This window comes from Niveispirillum sp. (assembly GCF_052437035.1).
GTDB lineage: Bacteria > Pseudomonadota > Alphaproteobacteria > Azospirillales > Azospirillaceae > Niveispirillum.
Genome location: NZ_JBQVOH010000004.1, coordinates 190872 through 211556 on the forward strand (window position 1 = coordinate 190872; position 20685 = coordinate 211556).

The 20685-nt window shown below is 66.1% G+C and carries 19 protein-coding genes; 7 read left to right on the forward strand and 12 right to left on the reverse strand.

The genetic code is table 11. From position 1 onward, the window contains the following. Nucleotides 1–33 precede the first annotated feature (33 nt). Entirely contained in the window at nt 34–477 is a 444-nt protein-coding gene (locus tag ACT6Q8_RS12675; protein WP_444732790.1) for a MarR family winged helix-turn-helix transcriptional regulator, read from the reverse strand. Nucleotides 478–687: 210 nt separating this feature from the next. Here ACT6Q8_RS12675 and ACT6Q8_RS12680 point away from each other — a divergent pair, with 210 nt between their 5' ends. Beyond that, entirely contained in the window at nt 688–1710 is a 1023-nt protein-coding gene (locus ACT6Q8_RS12680) for an alpha/beta hydrolase (protein WP_444732789.1), read from the forward strand. A 36-nt stretch (nt 1711–1746) separates the two neighbouring features. Here the strand turns inward: ACT6Q8_RS12680 and rmuC are convergent, their stop codons facing one another. The 3 genes from rmuC to ACT6Q8_RS12695 all read right to left on the reverse strand — a co-directional run bounded on the left by rmuC (nt 1747) and on the right by ACT6Q8_RS12695 (nt 5772). After that, on the reverse strand, nt 1747–3222 hold the full coding sequence (rmuC, locus tag ACT6Q8_RS12685) for a DNA recombination protein RmuC (protein WP_444732788.1): 1476 nt from the start codon (nt 3220–3222) through the stop codon (nt 1747–1749). An 80-nt stretch (nt 3223–3302) separates the two neighbouring features. Then, nucleotides 3303–4520 carry a tryptophan synthase subunit beta gene (gene trpB, locus ACT6Q8_RS12690; protein WP_054166952.1) on the reverse strand — a complete coding sequence of 406 codons (1218 nt, stop codon included), beginning with the start codon at nt 4518–4520 and terminating at the stop codon, nt 3303–3305. Nucleotides 4521–4638: 118 nt separating this feature from the next. After that, nucleotides 4639–5772, reverse strand: coding sequence for a succinylglutamate desuccinylase/aspartoacylase family protein (locus ACT6Q8_RS12695; RefSeq protein ID WP_444732787.1), 1134 nt, complete (start codon nt 5770–5772; stop codon nt 4639–4641). 93 nt (nt 5773–5865) lie between these two features. Between ACT6Q8_RS12695 and ACT6Q8_RS12700 the strand changes: the two genes are divergently transcribed. The 3 genes from ACT6Q8_RS12700 to ACT6Q8_RS12710 are packed head-to-tail and all read left to right on the forward strand — an operon-like array spanning nt 5866 to nt 9054. Then, complete coding sequence (locus ACT6Q8_RS12700) at nt 5866–7086, forward strand: hypothetical protein (RefSeq protein WP_156344485.1); 1221 nt, start codon at nt 5866–5868, stop codon at nt 7084–7086. A gap of 40 nt (nt 7087–7126) precedes the next feature. Beyond that, nucleotides 7127–8062 carry a hypothetical protein gene (locus ACT6Q8_RS12705; RefSeq protein ID WP_054166955.1) on the forward strand — a complete coding sequence of 312 codons (936 nt, stop codon included), beginning with the start codon at nt 7127–7129 and terminating at the stop codon, nt 8060–8062. A gap of 14 nt (nt 8063–8076) precedes the next feature. Then, the gene (locus ACT6Q8_RS12710) at nt 8077–9054 is read left to right on the forward strand and encodes a glycosyltransferase family 2 protein (RefSeq protein ID WP_444732786.1); all 978 of its coding nucleotides are present in this window, start codon (nt 8077–8079) and stop codon (nt 9052–9054) included. On the opposite strand, the gene ACT6Q8_RS12715 is transcribed toward ACT6Q8_RS12710, so the two are convergent. The 6 genes from ACT6Q8_RS12715 to ACT6Q8_RS12740 all read right to left on the reverse strand — a co-directional run bounded on the left by ACT6Q8_RS12715 (nt 8961) and on the right by ACT6Q8_RS12740 (nt 16215). Beyond that, entirely contained in the window at nt 8961–9434 is a 474-nt protein-coding gene (locus tag ACT6Q8_RS12715) for a helix-turn-helix domain-containing protein (protein WP_054166956.1), read from the reverse strand. The genes ACT6Q8_RS12710 and ACT6Q8_RS12715 overlap by 94 nt on opposite strands. Before the next feature lie 196 nt (nt 9435–9630). Continuing rightward, on the reverse strand, nt 9631–10404 hold the full coding sequence (locus ACT6Q8_RS12720; protein ID WP_444732785.1) for a glycosyltransferase: 774 nt from the start codon (nt 10402–10404) through the stop codon (nt 9631–9633). Further along, on the reverse strand, nt 10404–13346 hold the full coding sequence (locus ACT6Q8_RS12725) for an SLBB domain-containing protein (RefSeq protein WP_444732784.1): 2943 nt from the start codon (nt 13344–13346) through the stop codon (nt 10404–10406). The genes ACT6Q8_RS12720 and ACT6Q8_RS12725 overlap by 1 nt, the downstream gene beginning before the upstream one ends. Nucleotides 13347–13404: 58 nt before the next feature. Beyond that, the gene (aguB, locus tag ACT6Q8_RS12730; RefSeq protein WP_054166991.1) at nt 13405–14283 is read right to left on the reverse strand and encodes an N-carbamoylputrescine amidase; all 879 of its coding nucleotides are present in this window, start codon (nt 14281–14283) and stop codon (nt 13405–13407) included. A gap of 55 nt (nt 14284–14338) precedes the next feature. Beyond that, complete coding sequence (locus ACT6Q8_RS12735) at nt 14339–15325, reverse strand: FecCD family ABC transporter permease (RefSeq protein ID WP_054166959.1); 987 nt, start codon at nt 15323–15325, stop codon at nt 14339–14341. Then, nucleotides 15322–16215 carry an ABC transporter substrate-binding protein gene (locus tag ACT6Q8_RS12740; protein ID WP_444732911.1) on the reverse strand — a complete coding sequence of 298 codons (894 nt, stop codon included), beginning with the start codon at nt 16213–16215 and terminating at the stop codon, nt 15322–15324. Before ACT6Q8_RS12740 ends, ACT6Q8_RS12735 begins: the two co-directional genes overlap by 4 nt. A 109-nt stretch (nt 16216–16324) precedes the next feature. On the opposite strand from ACT6Q8_RS12740, the gene ACT6Q8_RS12745 reads away from it, so the two are divergent. After that, complete coding sequence (locus tag ACT6Q8_RS12745; protein ID WP_444732783.1) at nt 16325–16885, forward strand: AAA family ATPase; 561 nt, start codon at nt 16325–16327, stop codon at nt 16883–16885. Here the strand turns inward: ACT6Q8_RS12745 and ACT6Q8_RS12750 are convergent. Further along, complete coding sequence (locus ACT6Q8_RS12750) at nt 16882–17256, reverse strand: ribbon-helix-helix domain-containing protein (RefSeq protein WP_444739388.1); 375 nt, start codon at nt 17254–17256, stop codon at nt 16882–16884. The two genes, ACT6Q8_RS12745 and ACT6Q8_RS12750, sit on opposite strands and share 4 nt — an antisense overlap. 255 nt (nt 17257–17511) lie before the next feature. Between ACT6Q8_RS12750 and ACT6Q8_RS12755 the strand changes: the two genes are divergently transcribed. Beyond that, nucleotides 17512–18738 (forward strand): DUF2807 domain-containing protein, encoded by a 1227-nt coding sequence (locus ACT6Q8_RS12755; protein WP_054166963.1) that lies wholly within the window; start codon nt 17512–17514, stop codon nt 18736–18738. 13 nt (nt 18739–18751) lie between these two features. On the opposite strand, the gene ACT6Q8_RS12760 is transcribed toward ACT6Q8_RS12755, so the two are convergent. After that, complete coding sequence (locus ACT6Q8_RS12760) at nt 18752–19366, reverse strand: alpha-ketoglutarate-dependent dioxygenase AlkB (protein ID WP_444732782.1); 615 nt, start codon at nt 19364–19366, stop codon at nt 18752–18754. A gap of 122 nt (nt 19367–19488) precedes the next feature. On the opposite strand from ACT6Q8_RS12760, the gene ACT6Q8_RS12765 reads away from it, so the two are divergent. After that, on the forward strand, nt 19489–20670 hold the full coding sequence (locus tag ACT6Q8_RS12765) for a hypothetical protein (RefSeq protein ID WP_444732781.1): 1182 nt from the start codon (nt 19489–19491) through the stop codon (nt 20668–20670). The last annotated feature ends 15 nt before the right edge of the window (nt 20671–20685 follow it).

The following is a 20685-nucleotide window of genomic DNA, read 5'->3' on the forward strand; positions in this document are numbered from 1 at the left end:
GGATGCGGCGCCGGCGATTGAGGAACCGGGTAGTTACCCCGCAAACCGGTTCAGGTTCGCCCGCAACGCCTGGATATTGGCGCGCAGTTCCGTCAGTTCTTCCACGCTCATCCCCACGGCTTCCATCAGGTGATCGAAGAAATCGATGGTCTGGTCCTTCAGGTCCCGGCCCGTATCGGTAAGGCGGATCAGGACCTGGCGTTCATCGGCGGGGTTGCGTTCGCGCCGTACATGGCCCGCCGCCTCCAACCGCTTCAGCAGCGGGGTCAGGGTGCTGCTTTCCAGGAAAAGCTGTTCGCCGATCTGGCCCACCGTCTGCCCATCCGTCTCCCACAACAGCACCATGACCAGATATTGCGGGTAGGTCAGGCCCAGCCGGTCCAGCAGCGGCTTATAAACGCGCGTGAAGGCGTGGCTGGCGGAATAGAGCGAGAAGCAGATGAAATCGCCCAGTTTCAGGGCGGGAGCGTCGGACATGGCTGCACCTGTGGGGGCATTCGGTTGGGGGGGTAAGCGCTGATGACCCACCATATTGCATCGTACACGATATGATCGCAGGCGCTTTTACCGCATGGCCGCTATCCATTTAATTATATCGCGCACGATCAAATCGCGCGCTATCTCTTCGTCCATCGAATGACGGGCACCGAACCGGCGCCCCCTTAACCGGACAGACAGGAGATCACCATGAACAGCCTGCGTAACACCGTCGCCGCCCTGGCCCTTTCCGTTGCCGCCCTGGCCGGCCCGGCCCTGGCCGATGCCCCCGTGCTGGAGGCCGGGACGAAGGCCTTTGTCGATGCCGTGGTGGCATCGGGGGGCAAGCCAATCTACACATTGTCCTACAGCGACGCCCGCGCCGTGCTGGCCGGCGCCCAGGCCCAGACGCTGAAATCATCCCCGACCAGCGTGCAGGATACCAGCTTCCCCGTCGGCCCCACGGGCAAGGTGTCGGTGCGCATCGTGAAGCCGGAAGGTGCCAAGGGCCTGCTGCCCGTGATCATGTATTATCATGGCGGCGGCTGGGTGATGGGCGACCGCAACACCCATGACCATCTGATCCGCGAACTGTCCGCCGCATCCGGTGCCGCCGTGGTCTTCGTCGATTATGACCGGGCGCCCGAAGCCGTCTATCCGGCCCAGAATGAACAGGGCTATGCCGCCCTGCAGTTCGTGGCCAAAAACGGCGCACAGTACGGGCTGGATGGCAGCCGCATCGCGGTCGCCGGTGACAGTGCGGGCGGCAACATGGCTGCCGCCATCACCTTGATGACCAAGGCCCGGCAGGGTGCGGCCATCCGCCACCAGTTGCTGTTCTACCCCGTCACCGATGATGTGTCGGCCAACAGCTCCTACCACGCGTTCGGCAATGGGCCCTGGCTGACGGAAAAGGCCATGCATTACTTCCTGGATGCCACCTTCCCCGCCGATAAGCGCGGCGAGGTGACGGCCTTCCCCCTGAAGGCCAGCCTGGAACAGTTGAAGGACCTGCCCACGGCTACCATCATCGTGGCGGAAAATGACCTGCTGCGGGATGAGGGCGAGGCCTATGCGAAGAAGCTGACCCAGGCGGGGGTGACGGTCACCTCCACGCGCTACAACGGCACCATCCATGATTTCGTGATGCTGAACGGTCTGGCCGGGACGCCAGCCGCCAAGGCCGCCATCGCCCAGGGTGCCGAAGCGCTGAAGACCGCCTTCGCAAAGTAACTGTCACGGCGGGGGGAGAGGGTGGAGGGAGTGCCCTCACCCTTCCCCCTCTGGCAACGGCAGGCGCGGCACCTGATCCAGTTGCACCAGTTCGGGCAGATCGCCGCCCGCAGTCGCTTTCAATTCCTTGAACCGCCGCGCCGTCACCATGACGCGGGTTTCCATCGATGCCACGGCGGCGTTGTAGCTGTTGACGGCCCCGCCCAGCCCCTTGCCCACCTTGGCTATATGGTCCGCCATGGTGGACAGTCGCTCATGCAGTTCGCGGCCTAACTGGCTGATGGCCTGGGCGTTGCGGGCCAGTGCCTCCTGCCGCCAGCCATAGGACACGGCCCGCAACAGCGCGATCAGGGTGGTGGGCGTGGCGGGGATCACCGATTGGTCGATCCCGGCCTCGATCAGGGCGGGGTCCTGCTCCAGCGCGGCGGAGAAGAAATTCTCCCCCGGCAGGAACAGCACCACAAATTCCGGGGCCGGATCGAACTGCGCCCAATAGCGTTTCTCGCCCAGCGCCTTCATATGGTCGCGGATATGGCGGGCATGGCGGGACAGATGCGCTGACCGCGCCTCATCGTCCCCCGCATGGGTCGCGTCCAGAAATGCCTCCAGCGGCGCCTTGGCATCCACCACGATGCTTTTGCCCCCCGGCAGCCGCACGATCAGGTCGGGGCGCAGGCGGTTGCCGTCGGCATTGTTGACGCTGGCCTGCTCATGGAAATCGCAATGATCCAGCATGCCGGCCATTTCGACCACGCGCTTCAACTGGATCTCGCCCCAGCGGCCCCGCGTGGCCGGGCTGCGCAGCGCCTTCACCAGATTGCCGGTTTCGGCCCGCAACTGCCCCTGACTTTCCATCAGATGCGCCACCTGGGTCTTCAGTTCCGTATAGGCCCCGATGCGGGCCTGTTCGATGCCATGAACCGCTTCCCCGAACTTCGACAGATGCTCGCGGATGGGGGTGACCAGGGCATCGATGGCGGCACTGCGCTTTTCCAGGTCGCCCTTCGCCACCTCCCCGAACCGGTCAAACTGCGCCTGGGCCAGGGTCAGGAATTCGCGGTTATTGGCCGACAGCGCGTCCGCCGACAGGGCCTTGAACGCATCGGCCAACCGCACCTGCGCCTGATCCAGCAGGGCCAGCTTGTCGGCATGGGTGCGGCGTTCATGGTCCAGGGCGGTGCGCGCTTCCGCCAGGGCGGTCTGCAAGTCCGCCTGCTCATCGCGGGCCACGGCCAGGGCTTCTTCCAGCCGGGGCAGGCGCGCCGCTTCTGCCTCCGCCCCTGCCCGCCGCGCCGATTCGGCATTCAATTGCCGACGCAGATCGGCCAGCAGCCCATCGCGCTGCGCCAGCTCGACCCGCAATTCCCCAATATGGTGACGGTCCCGCTCCCGGTCAGCCAGCAGGGCCGCGCGTTCGGCGCGCAAGGTCGCTGTCCCCTGACGCAGCCAGAGAAACGCGATCACCGCACCCGCCAGGGCACCGGCCAGCAGCGAAATCAGGTCAAGCGGCACGGGCAGCGGCCTCCGTCACAAAGTGGGGGACGGAGCATACCGCACGCGCGGAATGAGAACAAGTCGGGAACAATCACCCCTTACAGCGCGACGCCCAACTCCTTGCCGACCGTAAAGATATCCTTGTCACCACGGCCGCAGAGATTCATGACCAGCAGCGTGTCCTTGGACAGGGTCGGCGCGATGCGCTGTACGGCGGCCAGGGCGTGGCTGGGTTCCAGGGCGGGCAGGATGCCCTCCGTTCGGGCCAGCAGCTGGAACGCGTCCAGCGCCTCGCGGTCGGTGGCGCTGACATAATCGACGCGCCCCACCTCATGCAGCCAGGAATGTTCCGGGCCGATGCCGGGATAATCCAGACCGGCAGAGATGGAATGGCCTTCCAGGATCTGGCCGTCATCATCCTGCAAAAGATAAGTGCGGTTACCGTGCAGCACGCCGGGGCGACCGCCCTTCAGGCTGGCGGCATGGCCGTTGGGCACGTCCAAGCCGTGGCCGCCAGCTTCCACAGCCACCATACGCACCGTCGGTTCGTCCAGGAAATCATGGAACAGGCCGATGGCGTTGGACCCGCCGCCGATGCAGGCAACCAGCATGTCGGGGAGGCGGCCTTCGGCCTCCAGCATCTGTTCGCGGGTTTCGCGCCCGATGATGGACTGGAAATCGCGGACCATAGCCGGATAGGGGTGCGGGCCGGCGGCGGTGCCGATGATGTAGAAGGTGTCTTCCACATTCGTCACCCAGTCGCGCAGCGCGTCATTCATCGCGTCTTTCAGGGTGCCGGCCCCGCTGGTCACGGGGCGTACTTCGGCCCCCAGCAGCTTCATACGGAACACGTTGGGCGCCTGGCGCGCAATGTCGGTGGCGCCCATATAGACGACACAGGGCAGGCCCATGAGGGCACAGACGGTGGCCGTGGCCACGCCATGCTGGCCCGCACCGGTTTCGGCGATGATGCGCTTCTTGCCCATGCGCTTGGCCAGCAGGATCTGGCCCATGCAATTGTTGATCTTGTGCGCGCCGGTATGGTTCAGCTCGTCGCGCTTGAAATAAATCTTGGCCCCGCCCAGCTCCTCGGTCAGGCGCTTGGCGAAGTAAAGCGGGCTGGGACGGCCCACATAATGCTTCAACTGATGGGCCAGTTCGGCGTGGAATTCCGGGTCGGCCTTGGCCTCCTCATAGGCCTTTTCCACTTCCAGGATCAGCGGCATCAGCGTTTCGGCGACGAAACGTCCCCCGAAAATGCCGAAATGGCCATGTTCGTCGGGACCGTTACGATAGCTGTTCAGGGGCTTGTTCATGACGCTGCCTGGATGACGAAAAGGTGTCGGGGGAAACTAGACCGCCCCGCGGCCTTTTCCAAGCCCGCGAGGCGGCACGCCACGTCATGGCGTGGCCGCGAATTCGCAGGCAATAAAGTTACGCCGTCAGCAGCGGACCAGAGGTGACCAGCACCTGCTGTCCCGCAATGCAGAGCAGGATGTCATTGGGTCCGGCATAGCGGCACTGGGTTCGCGACCAGACCAGCCCGTCGGAGGTGGCGTGGCAGGGATGGCGTTCGCCGCTGGCCGGGTCCAGGATGGTGGCGACATGATCGCCGGCCCGCACCCGGTCACCCAGGCTGACATGGTAAAGGGCGACGCCGCCCACCGGCGCACGGACCCGGTCCACACCGGCCAGTGGCGTGGCAAGGTCAGAGCGGTCGGGCATGGCGGGGGCCGGGGCATCAATGATCCCGCGCCAGCAGAGATGGTCGATCAGGGCGGCGGCATCGGCGGCGGCCAGCCCGTCATCCACATCCGCCTCGCCCCGCAATTCCACGGTCACGGCGGAACAGCCCACGGGGATGGGCGTGTCCGGCCCGCCATGGCGGGCACGCAGCCGGTCCCAGGGGGTGGAACAGACCTCGTCAAACGGCTCCCCACCCGACCGGTCGGCCAGAAACACCGCCCTGGCATGCAGCCGCGCCGCCAGATCGGCCACACCCAAGGGCCAGCAGGCGGGCGTGGTGTAGAGATGCATCACCGCCTCGCTGTCGCAATGCAGGTCGAGCACGTAATCGGCATCGACGGCGTGGGACAGCAGCAGCTTGCGCAGGGCGTCCGCCTCCGTCCGGGGCTGCAACGCGGCGGCGGCCCTGGCCAGTGCCCGCTGAAGCACATGGCGGTTTGTATCGGCATCGGGGCCCAGATCGCCGGGCAGCACCGCGTCGGCGACCGTATCGCCCAGATCGGCGAAGGCGCGGTTGAAATTCACCCCGCTGGCCAGATCAAAGCGACCGACATGGCCGCCCAGCAGCACCTGATCCAATCCAATGGGATTGGCCATGGGCACCAGCACCACCCGCCCCTTGATCCTGCCTTCCCCATCCAGACGGATCAGATGATCCAGCAGATGGCGGGCCACGACCATTCCCGGCAATTCGCCGGCATGCAGACCGGCCTGGATATAGGCCTTGGGGCCGCTGCCGGACCCGAACCGGTGGATGGTCAGGCGCCGCGCGGTGCCGGGGCGGCCATGGGGCAGGGTGATGATGTCGGTCTGGTGTGTCATGGGCGTGATTTTTGATCCCGCCAGCCCCCCCTTGTCCAGCGCCATTGCCATGTCATGATAGGTTTGGTGCAAAACCGGATGCAGGGTCGCGTGATGCGGGTAGAAGGCGAGGTGGATTGGCGGCTATGGGCCTTCGCCCTGTCCATCCTGGCCTATGGTGCTGCCTCCGCCCCGGCCCCACCGGGCATCCGTCCACAGGAACTGCTGGTCTTCGCAGGCATCGCCTGCATGGTGGGGATCGGTACCCCTTGGCGGTTTTTCTCAGGACAGATGCTGGCACGCGGACCAGCGGTGATGGCCGCGGGATCGGCCATTCTGGTCTGGCTGTTATGGCAGGGGCTGATTCGCGGCCTGTGGAACGGCTGGGGCCTGACGGACATGATGCGCGACATCGTGCCCATGCTGTTCCTGGCCCTGCCGCTGCTGCTAGCCCCACGCCTGGGGCAACTTCCGGTGGATCGGGCCGACAGGCTGGCCGATATCGTCGCCCTGGCCGGGGTGATCTTCACTCTGCGCTGGTGGTGGGATGCGGGCATGGCCCTGTCCTCCCTGGGTACCTCCCCATTGGGGGAGGGGCGCTATTACCTGCTGAACAGCGCACTGGTGCCGTTCGCTGCCGTCTGGCTGGGCTTGCGCGCCACGGGCTGGTTCCTGGCCCGGCCCCGGCGGTGGGTGGAGCAGGTGCAGGCGGCACTCGCCGCATCGGGCAGCCTGTGTTGCCTGCTGGCCCTAGCGGCGACCCTGCACCGGGCGGGGCTTGGCCTGTCCTTGCTGGCGCTGGGCGCCGGGATGGGTATCCGCCTGTGGCGGCATCCGTTCTGGTTCGTTGCCACTTCCCTGCTGGCCTTGCTGCTGCTGGCCTTTGTCGGCACGCGGGTGGCCGGCGTGGCGGAACTTCTGGCCGACAAGACAGAAAGCGTGGGTCTGAACAACCGCGTCGACGAATTCGTGGCCGTGCTGGATCAGGTGGGGCGCGATCCGCTGGCCTTCCTGATCGGTGATGGCTGGGGCGCCCTGGTCGCCAACCCGGCGGTGGGCTGGTGGCGCGTATCCTATACTCACAGCGCCGCCAGCTACTTCCTCTTGAAGCTGGGGGCGACGGGGCTGGCGCTGGTCGTGGTACTGGCGGGACTGTTGGCGGGGAGGGCCGTGCGCGCGGCGCGCGACATGCCCATGCTGCTTCTGGCCGTGGCGCCATCGCTGCTGCTGGGCGCATTCCTGCACACCAGTTTCAAGTATCTTTGCTTCTCCATTCTCCTCTCTCTGGTTGCCGGTCGATCGCATGCCAGCCTTTACGGGAGAAGCGACATCTGACATTCTCGCGATAGATGAACACAAGTGCAGGCGTTGACCGATGCCCGACAGCGTCGCCAGCCGGCTGAACATGCCATCCTCCGCCATGGGGGACATGCTGCGCGCACTGGCGGGACAGTGGCGGAACCTGCTTCTGTGCGCCTGTGCGGGGCTGACGCTGACCATCCTGGCCCTGCATCTGGTCACCCCCCGCTATACGGCCAGCCTGATCGTGGGACCCACGGGACGCAGCGGTCCGGCGGCCATGGGGCCCCGCGCGCCAGCCCTGTCGCCCGCCGCCGGGCGCGGCATCGCCGAGCAGGGATCGGCGGAGGAACTGGTCAGTGACTTCTCCCGCTATCTGGCGCTGCTGACCTCCGTGCCTGTCGCCGAACGTCTGGTCCGGGATCAGGAACTGATGCACCGCCTGTTCGAGGATGCCTGGGACGCGGAGGCAGGGCGCTGGCGTCCGCCAACGGGGCCGGGTTCCATGCTGGTGCGCGGGTTGCGCTGGCTGGCCGGGCATGCGGTCTGGTCCCCGCCCGATGCGGTGGACCTCTCGCGCCATCTGAAAAAGTATCTCGCTATCGAATCGGTCAGCGGCGGGCCGTTGCGGCGGCTGGTCTACCGGCATGAGGAGCGGGATTTCGCCTTGCTGCTGCTGACCCGCCTGCACGCCGCCACGGAAGCGCATCTGCGGGCGGAGGCGGAACGACGGCTGCGGGCCGAGATGACGCATGTGAACGGACGCCTGTCCGGTATCGCCAATCTGGACCGCTCCCGCCTTCTGTCGGGGATGGTGACGGAACAGGAAGAGATGCTGATGATGCTGGATGTCGGCCTGCCCTATGCCGCGGACCTTCTGGAACCACCCGCCGCCGCCGCCCTGGCCGACTGGCCCAACCCGGTACCGTTGATCCCAGCGGGTGCGCTGGCCGGGCTGGGGCTGGGGCTGTTCGCGGTGGCGGCACGGCATGGTTACCGGCGGGGGCTTTGATGGAAACAGTGGATATGCCCGCGATCCCCGTGACCGTCATCATCATGACCCGAAACGAGGCGGCCAATATCGGCTTGTGCCTCTCGCCTCTGTCTCGATTCGCGCAGGTGCTTGTCGTGGATAGCCACAGCACCGATTCGACCGCCGTGATCGCCGCCGCCAACGGGGCGGATCTGGTCCAGTTTCGCTGGAACGGCGTGTATCCGAAAAAGAAACAATGGTCACTGAGTCATGCAGGCATACGCCATGACTGGGTTCTGTTCATCGATGCGGATGAACGGGTTACTCCCCAACTGGTTGCAGAGATCGGGGACCTGATGCGGCGGGGGCCGCAGGCGGCGGCCTATTTCGTCGACAGCCGGCCCCTATGGCTGGGTCGGGTTCTGCGACATGGGACACCCTATCGCAAGATCGCCTTGATGGACCGGCGGCGTGCGCGTTTTCCGGTCTGTCCCGACCTGCATGTGACCCGCATGTGGGAGGTGGAGGGACATTACCAGCCCATGGTGGATGGACCGGTTGGCCGCCTGTATAACTTCATGATCCATGCCGATCAGAAGCCGCCCGCAGACTGGTTCGATCGGCATAACCGCTATTCGGACTGGGAGGCGGAACTGGCGCATGGCGGCGGGGCGGTACCCGCCCTTCTGGCTGGCGAACGGGGATGGCGGCGTCTGGCCAAACGCCTGCTGGCGCGGGTGCCGGGGCGGCCCTGGCTGGCCTTCCTGCATGCCTATGTCTGGCATCTGGGGTTTCTGGACGGCAAGGCCGGTCTGCACCATGCCATGTCGCGCCTGTGCTATTACTGGTCCATTGACCTGAAACGCGACTGGCTGGCCGCACGGGATGCAGCCAGCCAGCCCGAACTATCCGGGGCATTAAGATCGGAACCGGTGGATCAGCCGGCCTTGGCGCTGTCCTCGCCGTCACCGGCCAGCGTCTTCACCAGTTCGAACGTGCGGCGGCGGACGGCATCTTCCGGAATACGGTAATAGGCACGGACCAGTTCCAGCGTCTCACGCCGGGCCATGCTTTCGAACTCCTGCGTCTCGCTGGGCTCATCAGGAACCAGGGCGGATTCCGAGGCCGGCAGATCGTCGAAGAAGAAGGTCACGGGCACGCCCAGAACCTGAGACAGGTTGAACAGCCGGCTGGCGCTGATGCGGTTGGCCCCGCGCTCATACTTCTGAAGCTGCTGGAAGGTGATGCCCACGGCCTCGCCCAGCGTTTCCTGGCTGAGACCCAGCAAGGTGCGGCGCAGACGCAGCCGCTGACCGACATGGATATCAATGGGATTGGGGCCTTCACCGCGCTTGGACAGGGAATAGGCCTGTGCCAGGCCCAACTTTGACGGGTTTCTCTTTTCAAGCATTTCGGGACTCCTTCGCACCGGATAGTGGTCTTTCGCTACATATAGAGGTCTAGAGCCCCCGCTCCAATACGGACGGTTGTAGTGGGTTGTGACCATTGGAGGGCTGAATGGTTAATGGCGGTATTCAATCAGGAAACGCTTAACTATTGATTTTGCTATGTAAATGCGATGTTAATGAATTCAATCCCATTAACTCTCAGCCGGCAGGCCCCCGGAATCGCCAGAAGGCATACCCACTTGGGGATATACCACGGATGACGGATGCGACAATTTGTAGCAGCCATATGGCGCCGGCGACGGTAGCGCAAACACCAAGAACGCTGTGGCGAATGCGGAATTGCTCCGCCCGGCCCAGCGCCGCATGGCGACGCGACAGGCCGCCGGGGGCGAAGTGGGCGACGACACGGGGCAAGCGGATGACGGAACCGGCGCGCCGCAGGGCGGCCAGGGTAAATGCATAATCGCCCGCGATGCGATAGCCCTGGTCCATCCGCAGATCCGCCACCAGGGTCCGGCGGTAAAGGATGGCGCAATGGTGGGCGGGCATGCCGTAGAAGGCCCAGCGCCAGTGCCGCGACGGCTTCACCCGCATCACCCCATCGCCCGGATCCTCCAGACTGTCGCCGTAAAGCAAGTCGGGACAGGCGGTCAGGTGGGAAAGAAGATCGGCAAGGATATGGCCGTCCACCAAACTGTCACCCGCATTCAAGAACAGCAGATAATCCCCCCGCGCCACCGCCATGGCCCGATCCATGCCGGCAAACGGCCCGCCATCAGGCCGGCTGTCCAGCCATTGCGGCACGGGCCCGGGCGTGTTCAAAACCGCCAGCGTGGCAGGGGCGGAGCCGCCATCGGCGACCAGCCATTCAAACCCCTGCCAGACCTGGGTGGCAAGACTGTCACGGGTAGCCGCAAGGCCCGCCGGATCGTCGCGGACCACCGTGATGATGGACAGCAGCGGGGCGCCCATCAGTTGCTGATGGCCGCGATGGCGGCGGCGCTGAAGGCAATCTGGCTCAGGATCGTCGTGATGCTCTGGGTCAGCGGCAGCCATTCGAACGGTTCGGCATCGCGCGGGACCACGATCATGGAACCGGGTGTTAGTGTCGGCACCTGATGGGTCAACCAGCCACTTTCCAACGGTTCGGCAGCCCCGTTGGGATGGATGATGAAGATGCGGTCATCATCGGCAAACCGGGTCAGGCCGCCGGCTTCGCGCAGATAATCTTCCGGCTTTTTGTCCGGATCGAACAGCAGGGAGGCGGGGGCCAGCACCTCTCCCGACACCGTCACCGTCAGGGGGCGGCGCGGGATGTGAATGCGGTCGCCCGGCTGCAACGGCATGTCCAGTTCGGGGCGGTCGCCCAGCACGGCGGGATTAGCCTCCACCGTGATGCGGCCAAGAGCATTGGTATTGCGCAGGTCGGCGGCCAGTTGGCGGGCCAGTTCGACACGGGCCGGGTCGGGCGGGTTCTTGCCGCCCAGCATCTGACCCAACTGTCGGTCCAATTCCCGCGCGGTGCGACGCAATCCTTCCTCTTCGGCCAGTCGCGCACTTTCACGGGTGAAGATGATGCCGGCGGGGTACGCGTCCTCCGTCAGGCCACCGGCCCGGTCCAGCAGCATGGACAGCGTCTCTCCCGGCGCCAGATCATAGGTGCCGGGTTCCGCCACCTCCCCCGCCAGCAGGATGCCGCGCCTTTCCTGTGGCCGCTGTTTCAGGCCGACACGGATGGCGGCCCCTGGCGGGATCAGGGTGCTTGCCGTGGCCCCGCCGGTCAGGGTGCGGGGCATGGCGCCCAGCGTGTCCCCATCATCGCGTCCGCGCGGCGGGACGGGTGGCGGCAGCAGTTCCAGCCGCTCCGCATCGCCTTCCGGCTTCAGACCGCCGCCGGTCCGCAGCAGCAGCGACAGGGGCACCGGTCCCGGCACGGGATATTCCCCCGGCATCATCACCCCGCCGCGCAGGGCCACCGCCCGCTCCGACAACAGGGCACGGATGTCTGGAGGCAACGGGTCGGGCACATCCGGTTCACTAAGGGCAGATGCCGGACGCATCACCTCCTCCCGCAGGAACAGGGTGACGCGGTCGCCATCGCGCAGACGCAGGTCAAACCGTCCCTCCACCACCTCCGCCGGGGCGAAAAGGCTGGGTCGGCGCCCGGCACCGGCGGGGTCGGTGCGCTCAAGCAGCGCGACCAGGCCATAGGCATCGGGCAGCGGCGCACCGGGGCCGGACAGCAGGGCGCGCAGGCTCAACCCCTCCCCACCGACGGAGCGCAAGCCAGGCTGGCGCACCGGACCAGATAGCAGCACGCCGTCGCCATCAGGATCGGCCACCTGTCCCGGACTGGCTGTGGTCTTGCCGTCATGGCTGCCGCCGGACAATGGGGCAAGGCTGGCCAGCGACGTAGGGCCGGCAACCGGATATGGGCCGGGGCGCAGGCTGCCGCGCCGCATGAAGACCGATTGGCGCAGCAGGAAGGGTAAAAGGTCGCCATCGGCCTGAAACAAAGGCGGGCACGGCAGAGGTGGACCTTCCACCCCCCTGGCGGCATGGGCCAAGGGGCCGGCCGCCAGCGCCCCTTCCGGATCAGCCGACAGGGCGGCGGCAAGAGCGGCCAGACCGGCACAGACCGACAGATCGGCCGGGTCCGGCACCTGCCCCGACAGCAGCGACAGGACGGATCGCCCGCGCAGGAAAGCGACATCCGCAGCCGACAGCACCACCAATCGGTCGCCGTCACGCGCCATCTCGCCCTCCCGCCCCGACAGCAGGGCGGACAGGTCCAGCGCCCGCATCTGCGAGGAACCGCCGGCCTGGGTCCGGCGCAGCAGAACCGTCAGCGGCAGATAGGCGTCGGGCGGCAGCATGGCGCGGTCCACCAGATCGGCCAGACGCATGCCATCGGTCAGCGTCCGTTCCCCCGGTTCCGCCACAGCCCCCGACAGGGTGACGCTGCCGGCCCGTGCCCCACCGTCGGGCATGTGCAGCAACAGGTCGCCATCACGCAGGCGCAGCGGGTCAGCGCTGCTAACCAGTTGCGGGCGTTCTGCCCCGTCCGGACCCTGGCGCAACAGGGTGGAACGGTCACGGCCCGGACGGAGCGCGCCGCCAGCCAGCGTCAGAAGGTCGGACGTGTCATCCGGCCCCGTGACGGCACCGCTACCGGGCGGCAGCTCATAGATACCGGGGCGTTTCACCGATCCGGCAATGGCCACCGTCGGCCCCAGGGGCGGCACCACCAGCCGGGCCCCATCGACCAGCAGGTCCGCCGCCGCCCCTTCCCCGCTGACCAGCAGATCATAAAGATCGACGATCACAGGCTCAGCCCCTGGCCGCAGCAGGCGGATGGCGCGCAGTGACCCATCGGGCAGCACCCCGCCCGCCGCCATCAGCGCATCAAGTGCCGTGGCATAGGCGGGAAGCGACTGCCGACCCGGTCGCGCGACCTGTCCCAGGACCAGCACCCCGACACGGCGCAGCGACAGGACCGACAGGAAGGCCTGGGTCTGCACATGGGTGGCCGCCACCGCCGCGTCCAGCTCAGCCTTCACGGCACCAAGCGTCTGCCCCGCCGCCGCGATGGGGCGCAGATCCTGGATCAGCAGCATTCCGTCGGCGCCGATGCGGTGACGGCTGCTGCGCGATACCTGCCCACGCAGCAGGACGGAGAGTTCATCGCCGGGGCCCAGCCGGTAATCATCGCCCACCGACCCCAGGGCGGGGCCGTCATCGGGCATGGGACCGGCGAACAGGTCCCGCCCGAACAGGCGGAGTTCCTGACCGGCGCGTTGGGAGTAAAGCGCCTCTATGCGCCCCGGCGGCGTTTCGACCGGGGCCGCATATACCGCCCTGATGGTGAAAACCAGGGTCAGAAACAGCGCAATGATAAAGCGGATGGCGATCATGAGTCCTAAAGGCTGCAGGACTCACTGTTTACACATATATTCAGGCCTTGGAAATAGCTCAACCGTGGCGCAGGCTGCCATCCAGAGACAGGATGGGGGAGTAAAGCGCCGGGCGGCGGTCGCGGAACACGCCCCAGCCGGCGCGGATGCGGGCAATGGCGTCCAGGTCGAAATCCTGCACCAGCACCGTTTCCGATGTCCGGTCCGCCTCCACCAGCTTCGCACCCTTGCAATCGGTGATGAAGGAGGAGCCGTAGAAGGTGATGCTGCCCGTCTCGAACGTCTCTTTCCCGATGCGGTTGCTGGCGATGACGGGCATAAGGTTGGCACCCGAATGCCCCTGCATCACACGCTGCCAATGGTCGCGGCTGTCCAGACTGTCATCCTGCGGTTCCGACCCGATGGCCGTGGGATAGAACAGCAACTCCGCCCCCTGGAGGGCCATGACGCGGGCCGCTTCGGGGAACCATTGGTCCCAGCAGATGGCCGTGCCGATGCGGGCATAACGCGTCTGATAGGTCTGGAAGCCCGTGTCACCGGGGCTGAAATAGAACTTTTCCTGATAGCCCGGACCATCGGGGATATGGCTTTTCCGATAAAGCCCCAGGATGGAGCCATCGGCATCGATGGTGACCAGGGAATTATAGTGGGCGGTGTTGGCCTTCTCAAAGAAGGACAGGGGCAGGACCACCGACAATTCCTTCGCCAGGGCCTGGAAATGCTGGATCAGGCGGTTATTGTCCGCCGGGGCCGCCAGTTCGAAATATTCCGGCTTCTGGTCCTGGCAAAAATAGGGGGCCTCGAACAGCTCCTGGATCAGGATGATCTGTGCTCCCTGTCCATGGGCCTTGCGGATCAGGTCTTCTGCCTTGACGATGTTGGCGTCGCGGTCCCAGCTGCATGCAAACTGCGTGGCGGCGACACTTACTTTGCGCATCTTGTCCATCCTTCCGGTGCGGTTGGTCCCAGCATAGCCAAGTTTCACCCGCCGGTCACATGACCCTTGTACGCGTCTTCAGCACCAGCGCCAGGAAGAAGGGCGCCCCCAGCAGGGCCGTGACGACCCCCAGTTTCAGTTCCGGCCCCGGCCCGCCCAGACGCAGGGCCGTATCCGCCGCCAGCAGCAGTGCCGCCCCGCCCAGCGCCGACAAGGGCAACAGGCGCGACGGCTGCGCCCCCGCCAGCGGGCGCAACAGGTGGGGTACGATCAGGCCGATGAAGCCGATGGCGCCGGCAACGGCGACCGCCGCACCAACCGCCAGGGCCGTGCCCAGAATGACCAGGATGCCGGTACGGCGCGGACTGAAGCCCATGGATTGCGCCGTCCCCTCCCCCAGCGACAGGGCATCCAGCCCCCGGCCCGACAGCAGCAGCAGGATGGCACCCAGCCCCATGAAGGGTGCCGCCACGGCCACATGGTTCATGGAACGGTCGGCCAGCGACCCCAGCATCCAGAACACGATCTCCGTCAGGGCAAACGGGTTGGGCGACAGCGACAGGGCGAGAGAGGTGAGCGCGCCGGCCAAGCTGGATATGGCCACCCCGGCCAGGATCAGGGTCAGGACCGAGGCCTGCCGACCGGCCAGCAGATAGAGCAGGGTGACGGCGATCAAAGCGCCCGCCATGCCACCCATGGGCAGGGCCAGCGGGTAGACCAGACTGGCGCCTGAATAGAAGGCGATGACAGCACCCAGCCCCGCACTTGCCGACACGCCGATGACACCGGGTTCGGCCAGCGGGTTGCGCAGCAGGCCCTGCAGCGCCGCCCCCGACAGGCCCAGGACAGCACCGATCCCGGCCCCCAGCAGGGCGCGCGGAAGCCGGATATCGGCGAAGATCACCACCGCGGTCCCGTCCCCGCCTGCCCACCAGTCACGGATAGCCAGCGGTAGCGATACCGCCGTCGGCCCCACAGCAAGCGAGGCCGCAAAGAATAGGAGGAGAGCGACAAACAGCAGAAAGGGCACGACGCGGATCATGGTGACACCCGGGTTGAAAGCAGCCGGTTACGGGCGGCGGCCAGCAGGGCCACGGCATCGGCGGTAAAGGGCCCGCCGCAGGTCCAGAGCTTGCCCGGAACCGTCGGGCGGGCCGTGGCAGGGACGGCACGCGATAGGGCGGGATGGGTTAGCATCTGCCCATTCAGGGAGGGATGGCCCTTTTCATCACTATTGGCGATCAGAAGGTCGGGCGGATCAGCGGCCACCGTTTCGACCGGCAGATAGCCATAGCCATCCAGGCCCTTATCGGCGGCGTAGTTTGTCAGTCCGGCAGCGCGCATGACCGCATCGGACAGGGTGCCCGCCCCCGCCGTGAAGGCGCCAGGCGCCAGCGACAGCACGCGAAGACGGCGCGCATCATCAGCCGAAGGCGCCGCCGCCGCCAGGGTGGCATCCATGCGGGCGATCAGTTCCTCCCCCCTCGCGGCCACGTCCAGGGCGGCGGCGATGGTACGGATCTGCGCCCGGATACCGTCGAAATCATTGACCAGCCCGACCTCCATCACCGCCACGCCGCGCGCGCGCAGCAGGGCCACGGTGGGGCGCGTCGTATAGGTGCCGACCAGCACCAGATCGGGTTTCAGGGGCAGCACCTCCTCTGCCATGCCCTGGACCAGCGGGATGGAGCCCACCTGATCCGCCATGGCCGACAGGCCGGGATCAGCGGCCAGGAAGGATAGGGCAGCGATCCGTTCGGGTGGCAAAAGCGCCAGCACAAGCTGATCGGTGCAGAGGTTCAGCGACACCACCCGCGCCGGCCCCGCTTTCGCCGCAATCGGCGACAAGGCCGCCATTATGGCGACATATAGCAGACCGAAGAGGATAAGGCCGGTGGACCCCCGCCTTTCGCGGGGATTGGCGGCGGGCATGGTTGGCACGATGCTATCCTTGGACCCGGACCGCCGATGAACCGGCGGGCGCGACTTTATAGTGCATAGTGCAGTTGCGACGGAACGGGCAAGGCGGGGGGAGGCGTCGATGATGGAACGGCGGCCACGCATCGGGATCACCGGAAGTGCAGGCACAGGCAAAACCAGCCTGGCCGACGCTGTATCCGACCTGATGCATCTGCCAGTGCGGCGGGAGACGATGCGCGACCGGCTTATGGCCGGGTTTGATCCCCATGCCCTGTCGCGTGACGGCCATCGCCGCATGATCGCGGGTGATGCCGACGATCTGGCCCTTGATCTGGCGCGGGCACAGGACGGTCTGGTCACCGACCGCACGCCGCTGGACATGGCGTCCTTCTGGCTGGTCAATGGCTTTGCCGTGGATGATCCGGCGGCAACAGAGGCGTTGCTGGCCCGCGCCGTCTGCGCCATGGCCGATTATGATCTGGTGGTGCTGCTGCCCTGGGGCGGGCGGCCCGTTGCGGCGGACGGCGTGCGGTCCACCAACCCCTGGATGCAGCTGCATTTCCAGACGGTGGTGGAGGGGCTGTGTCGGCTTTACGTGGCGCCCGACCGGCTGCTGCATGCCAGCCCGATGGCCGGGACAGAGATGCTGGCCCTGCTGATCCGCGACCGCGTCTGTCGTTAAGCCTCGTCAAAGATTTCCAGCGCCTTGCGGAAGACGCGGGAATAGTCGGCGGTGGTGCCGAACGGGGTCTGTTCCTCCGCCAGGCCGGGCGTGTTTGACGGCGCGTCGGACGCGGTACGGAAATAGGACAGGATGAAAATGCGCAGCGCCGCCGTCAGGGCGCTGTCGCCCCGGCGCCCGTCGATCATCGTCACGATGTCGTTCAGCGACTGCCCCTCGCGCCGGCTGATATCGGCCAGACTGTCCCACAGCAGCGGTTCCATTCGGATACTCGTGCGTTTCCCCGCCACAACGACATTGCGGCATACCGCCCGCATGGATTCGGGCGCTGTATCTTCGGGATTGATGGGGGGACGACGCTTGGCGGCCATGGGAACCGTCTGTCCTATTGTTCAATTAGGTCATCAGTTGCAAGGAACATATTGAACCCACTTGTAGGACACAATGGGTTGTAGAAGGTATTATGACAACGCAGTCCTGCACCCACGCACTTTTCTGCACCCACGCTGTTTGTAACAGGCGGCACCAAATTTGTTGCAGGTGGGAAACGGCGGAAGACAGGGACGGCACAGACGCTATGATGGGCACATCAGATCGCCGCCCTTCTGTGTTCTTGAGGTCCGCCCATGCCCGCCTACCAGCCCCTTTCCTCCCGCCCCCGCCTGAAGCCCGGCGTACCGCTGGGCGGTGTTGCCGCCATCGTGGTGCTGGCAGGTACGGTGGGCTGGGCGCTGGTGGCGGGCGATCCGGTAGGGTCGGGCGACAAGTTGGCCAAGCTGGGCCATAAGATCGAGATGTCGTTTGGCGATAACGGCGTCCGCGTGCATGTCGATGACCGCCTGATAGAGCGGACGCAGGACCGGGTGGCCGAACGGATGGCCGAAAAGGCCCGCCGGATGGAGATGGGCGATGGGCGGGCCGTCGATATGGGCGCCATCACCCGGTCTGTTTCCGAACAGATCGACGCCGCCGCCAAGGCTGCGACCGCCAAGGCCGACCGCAACAAGGGGCGCCGCGATGGTGATATCCGCTATCTGGACCGCACCACCGCCGATGACGGCACCAACCGCATCACGGCCATGGCCGAGGCGCCGTCCGGCGTGCGGCTGGCAGGCGTGATGGGGTCGGTGCGGATCAAGGTGGTGGGTGACGCTGCCGATGGCGTGCTGTTCACGCTGGAGAACAGCCGCAAGCGTTACAACCTTTCCATCGATGACGGGGTGCTGTGGATCACCGGGCCGGGACCCCAGAGCCAGCCTGACGTTACCCTGGAACTGTCGGTCCCCCGCGGCACGCCGCTGCTCGTCAATAATTTCACTGGTGACCTGACGGTGGATGGGGACCTGGGGGCACCGGCCCGGCTGGAACTGGCCAATGGCGAGATGAAGCTGGGGGCGCTGGAGTCGGCGCGGGTCCGCATTACTCAGTCAGGAACCGTGTCGGTGGGCGACGTGAAGGGGCTGGTCGGTGTGCAACTGTCCGGCGATGGCGAAGTGCGGATGGGCAATGTCGGCACCGCCGCCCTGGAAGTGAACGGCAATGGCGCCGTGAAGCTGGGCACCGTATCGGAGGGGCTGTCCGTCTCCATGCCCGGCCCCGGCGACATCAAGGTCGGCATGCTGGCCGGCAGTCTGGGGGCCGCCATACCCGGCCCCGGCACCCTGACCATCGGTGGTGGACAGGTGGACAGCATGGCCATCGGCGTCACCGGTCCCGGCACCGTTGATTTCAATGGCAAGGCCAAGGACCCCCGCGTCCTGATGACCGGCCCCGGCCGCGTCAGCCTGGCCGGGCACAGCGGCACGCCGAAAATCTATCATGTCGGCCCCGGCAAGGTGGAACTGTCGCGTTAATGGAGATCGGCAGTCAGGGCCGCGTCACCCGCCGCAGGGTCAGGTTCAGGCGCCCGCCCTGCGGCAGCAGGCGGGAGGACCCGACGCGCAGCCCGTCCACCCCGTGGTAATAGAGGCGCGACGGGCCGGCGAAGATCATCACCGTCCCGCTTTCCACCGGAAATGACCGGGTCGGGTCGCTGCGTGCCGGGCCACCCAGACGGAAAATCCCGGTATCGCCCAGGGAGATGTTCAGGATCGGGGCGTCCATCGCCTCCTCATCCTCGTCCCGATGCAGCGACAGCTTCGCGCCTTCCCCCAGGTAATGGTTGATCAGGCAGCATTCCGGGTCATGACCATAGAAAGTCAGATTACGCCACAGGGCCAGCAGCGCGTCGGGGATGGCGGGCCAGGGCCGGCCCGTGACCGGATGGACAGGGGAATAGCGGTAGCTCTGCCGGTCCGCGATCCAACCCTGGCTGCCGGCATTGGTCATGTCGATGGAGAAGGGCCGGCCCGTGCGCGGCATGACATAGCGGGTGAAGGGGGCCTGCTGCGCGATGGTATCGACCAGGGACAGAATGGACTTCTGCCCATCGCGATCCAAATATCCAGGCAGGATCCGGAAACCTTCCGCCATGGTCGCCATGCCCATTATCCCCCTTGCCCTGCGTGTCGCGCGGGTCGCGCGGCTTCAAAAATGCGTACGGACATGACAGTGTCACGCGCCAATCATAGACTCAGCGGCCCAACGCGCCTAGATTCCCCCTTATGAGAGACGAAACCTTCGATAGCGAGCATAGTGCCGACTGGAATCCCGTCGCCCTGCGCGGCGGTCTGGTCAGCTTGCGGGTTCCGTCAAGCTGGCAGCGTCTGTCGCGTGACGATGGCGGGCTGGCGTTTCAGTCACCGGGCCTTCACCCTGTCGATCTCCTGATCTCCATCGTCACCTACCGCAACCCCTATGGTGTGCGGGCGGAAGAGGCGATCCAGTATCTGGACCGGGAAAATGTTCTGCCGCGCGGCATCCTGCCCTCGATGGAGGCGGGCGACGGCCCTGACGATGCCGATGAACGGCATTGGATCGCCTATGCCGTGGCGCAGCCGCCCGACCGGCAGATTTTCGTCTGGAAGGTGGCGGATTTCCAGCCGCCCGACCATGTCCGCGTCGTCACCCTGCAATTGCTGGTGCCCGGCGACAGCGCCGCCGACCCCGAACTGTCCGACCTGATCGATCGCCTGGGGGAAGAGGCGGCGCGCATCAAGTTCCATCCCGGTCCCGTCCAGGGTCCGGTACAGCGCGTCACCATGCGCAATGTCTGGCACGGGGACAGTGTGCGCTTCCGCCTGCCCTGGGATTGGCAGACCTTGCAGGAGGGCGACCTGACCCTGTTCCACCGCGAGATGGACGGGGGTGGCACGCTGCGCGTCGCCATGCATCAGTTCGACCATACGGGCGATGACGGGGAAATCCTGGCCCGCGCCGTCCTGCGCCAGACCGCCGAACAATTCGCCGATGGCCCCGACGGGCGCGTGGGCGAAGGGTCGGTGGAATGGCTGCCTGACGGCGAGGTGATGGCAAGGTTCGTCACCGACGGGGAGGAGGATGGCGAGGAACTGCGCTTCTTCCTGTGGATGCGCGGGGCCGCGCTGGAGGGCAAGACCACCGTCGCCCTGTTCAGCTTCGCCTTCCCGCAATCCTCCCGCGGGGGTGACCTGGAACGCACAACCCTGGCCATGCTGGAGCAGGAAATCCGCCGTGCCGTGGTCGGCATCACCGACAGCACGGAAATCCATGACGAGGAGGACGAGCTGTCGGACGGGTTCAGCCTGGCCGACCTGCTGGATGATGACGATCTTCTCGACAGTCTCGATGATGACGACGACGACATCGACGAGGATGATGAGGACGAGGATGGCGGGGACGAAGGCGGGCCCATCGGTCGGGCGTAGAAAATCCGCGCAGCT

Coding starts and splice junctions, on each gene's coding strand:
- ACT6Q8_RS12675 (WP_444732790.1), bottom strand. CDS start 477: ATGTCCGACGCTCCCGCCCTGAAACTGGGCGATTTCATCTGCTTCTCG.
- ACT6Q8_RS12680 (WP_444732789.1), top strand. CDS start 688: ATGAACAGCCTGCGTAACACCGTCGCCGCCCTGGCCCTTTCCGTTGCC.
- trpB (WP_054166952.1), bottom strand. CDS start 4,520: ATGAACAAGCCCCTGAACAGCTATCGTAACGGTCCCGACGAACATGGC.
- ACT6Q8_RS12695 (WP_444732787.1), bottom strand. CDS start 5,772: ATGACACACCAGACCGACATCATCACCCTGCCCCATGGCCGCCCCGGC.
- ACT6Q8_RS12700 (WP_156344485.1), top strand. CDS start 5,866: ATGCGGGTAGAAGGCGAGGTGGATTGGCGGCTATGGGCCTTCGCCCTG.
- ACT6Q8_RS12705 (WP_054166955.1), top strand. CDS start 7,127: ATGCCCGACAGCGTCGCCAGCCGGCTGAACATGCCATCCTCCGCCATG.
- ACT6Q8_RS12710 (WP_444732786.1), top strand. CDS start 8,077: ATGCCCGCGATCCCCGTGACCGTCATCATCATGACCCGAAACGAGGCG.
- ACT6Q8_RS12715 (WP_054166956.1), bottom strand. CDS start 9,434: ATGCTTGAAAAGAGAAACCCGTCAAAGTTGGGCCTGGCACAGGCCTAT.
- ACT6Q8_RS12720 (WP_444732785.1), bottom strand. CDS start 10,404: ATGGGCGCCCCGCTGCTGTCCATCATCACGGTGGTCCGCGACGATCCG.
- ACT6Q8_RS12725 (WP_444732784.1), bottom strand. CDS start 13,346: ATGATCGCCATCCGCTTTATCATTGCGCTGTTTCTGACCCTGGTTTTC.
- aguB (WP_054166991.1), bottom strand. CDS start 14,283: ATGCGCAAAGTAAGTGTCGCCGCCACGCAGTTTGCATGCAGCTGGGAC.
- ACT6Q8_RS12735 (WP_054166959.1), bottom strand. CDS start 15,325: ATGATCCGCGTCGTGCCCTTTCTGCTGTTTGTCGCTCTCCTCCTATTC.
- ACT6Q8_RS12740 (WP_444732911.1), bottom strand. CDS start 16,215: ATGCCCGCCGCCAATCCCCGCGAAAGGCGGGGGTCCACCGGCCTTATC.
- ACT6Q8_RS12745 (WP_444732783.1), top strand. CDS start 16,325: ATGATGGAACGGCGGCCACGCATCGGGATCACCGGAAGTGCAGGCACA.
- ACT6Q8_RS12750 (WP_444739388.1), bottom strand. CDS start 17,256: ATGGCCGCCAAGCGTCGTCCCCCCATCAATCCCGAAGATACAGCGCCC.
- ACT6Q8_RS12755 (WP_054166963.1), top strand. CDS start 17,512: ATGCCCGCCTACCAGCCCCTTTCCTCCCGCCCCCGCCTGAAGCCCGGC.
- ACT6Q8_RS12760 (WP_444732782.1), bottom strand. CDS start 19,366: ATGGCGACCATGGCGGAAGGTTTCCGGATCCTGCCTGGATATTTGGAT.
- ACT6Q8_RS12765 (WP_444732781.1), top strand. CDS start 19,489: ATGAGAGACGAAACCTTCGATAGCGAGCATAGTGCCGACTGGAATCCC.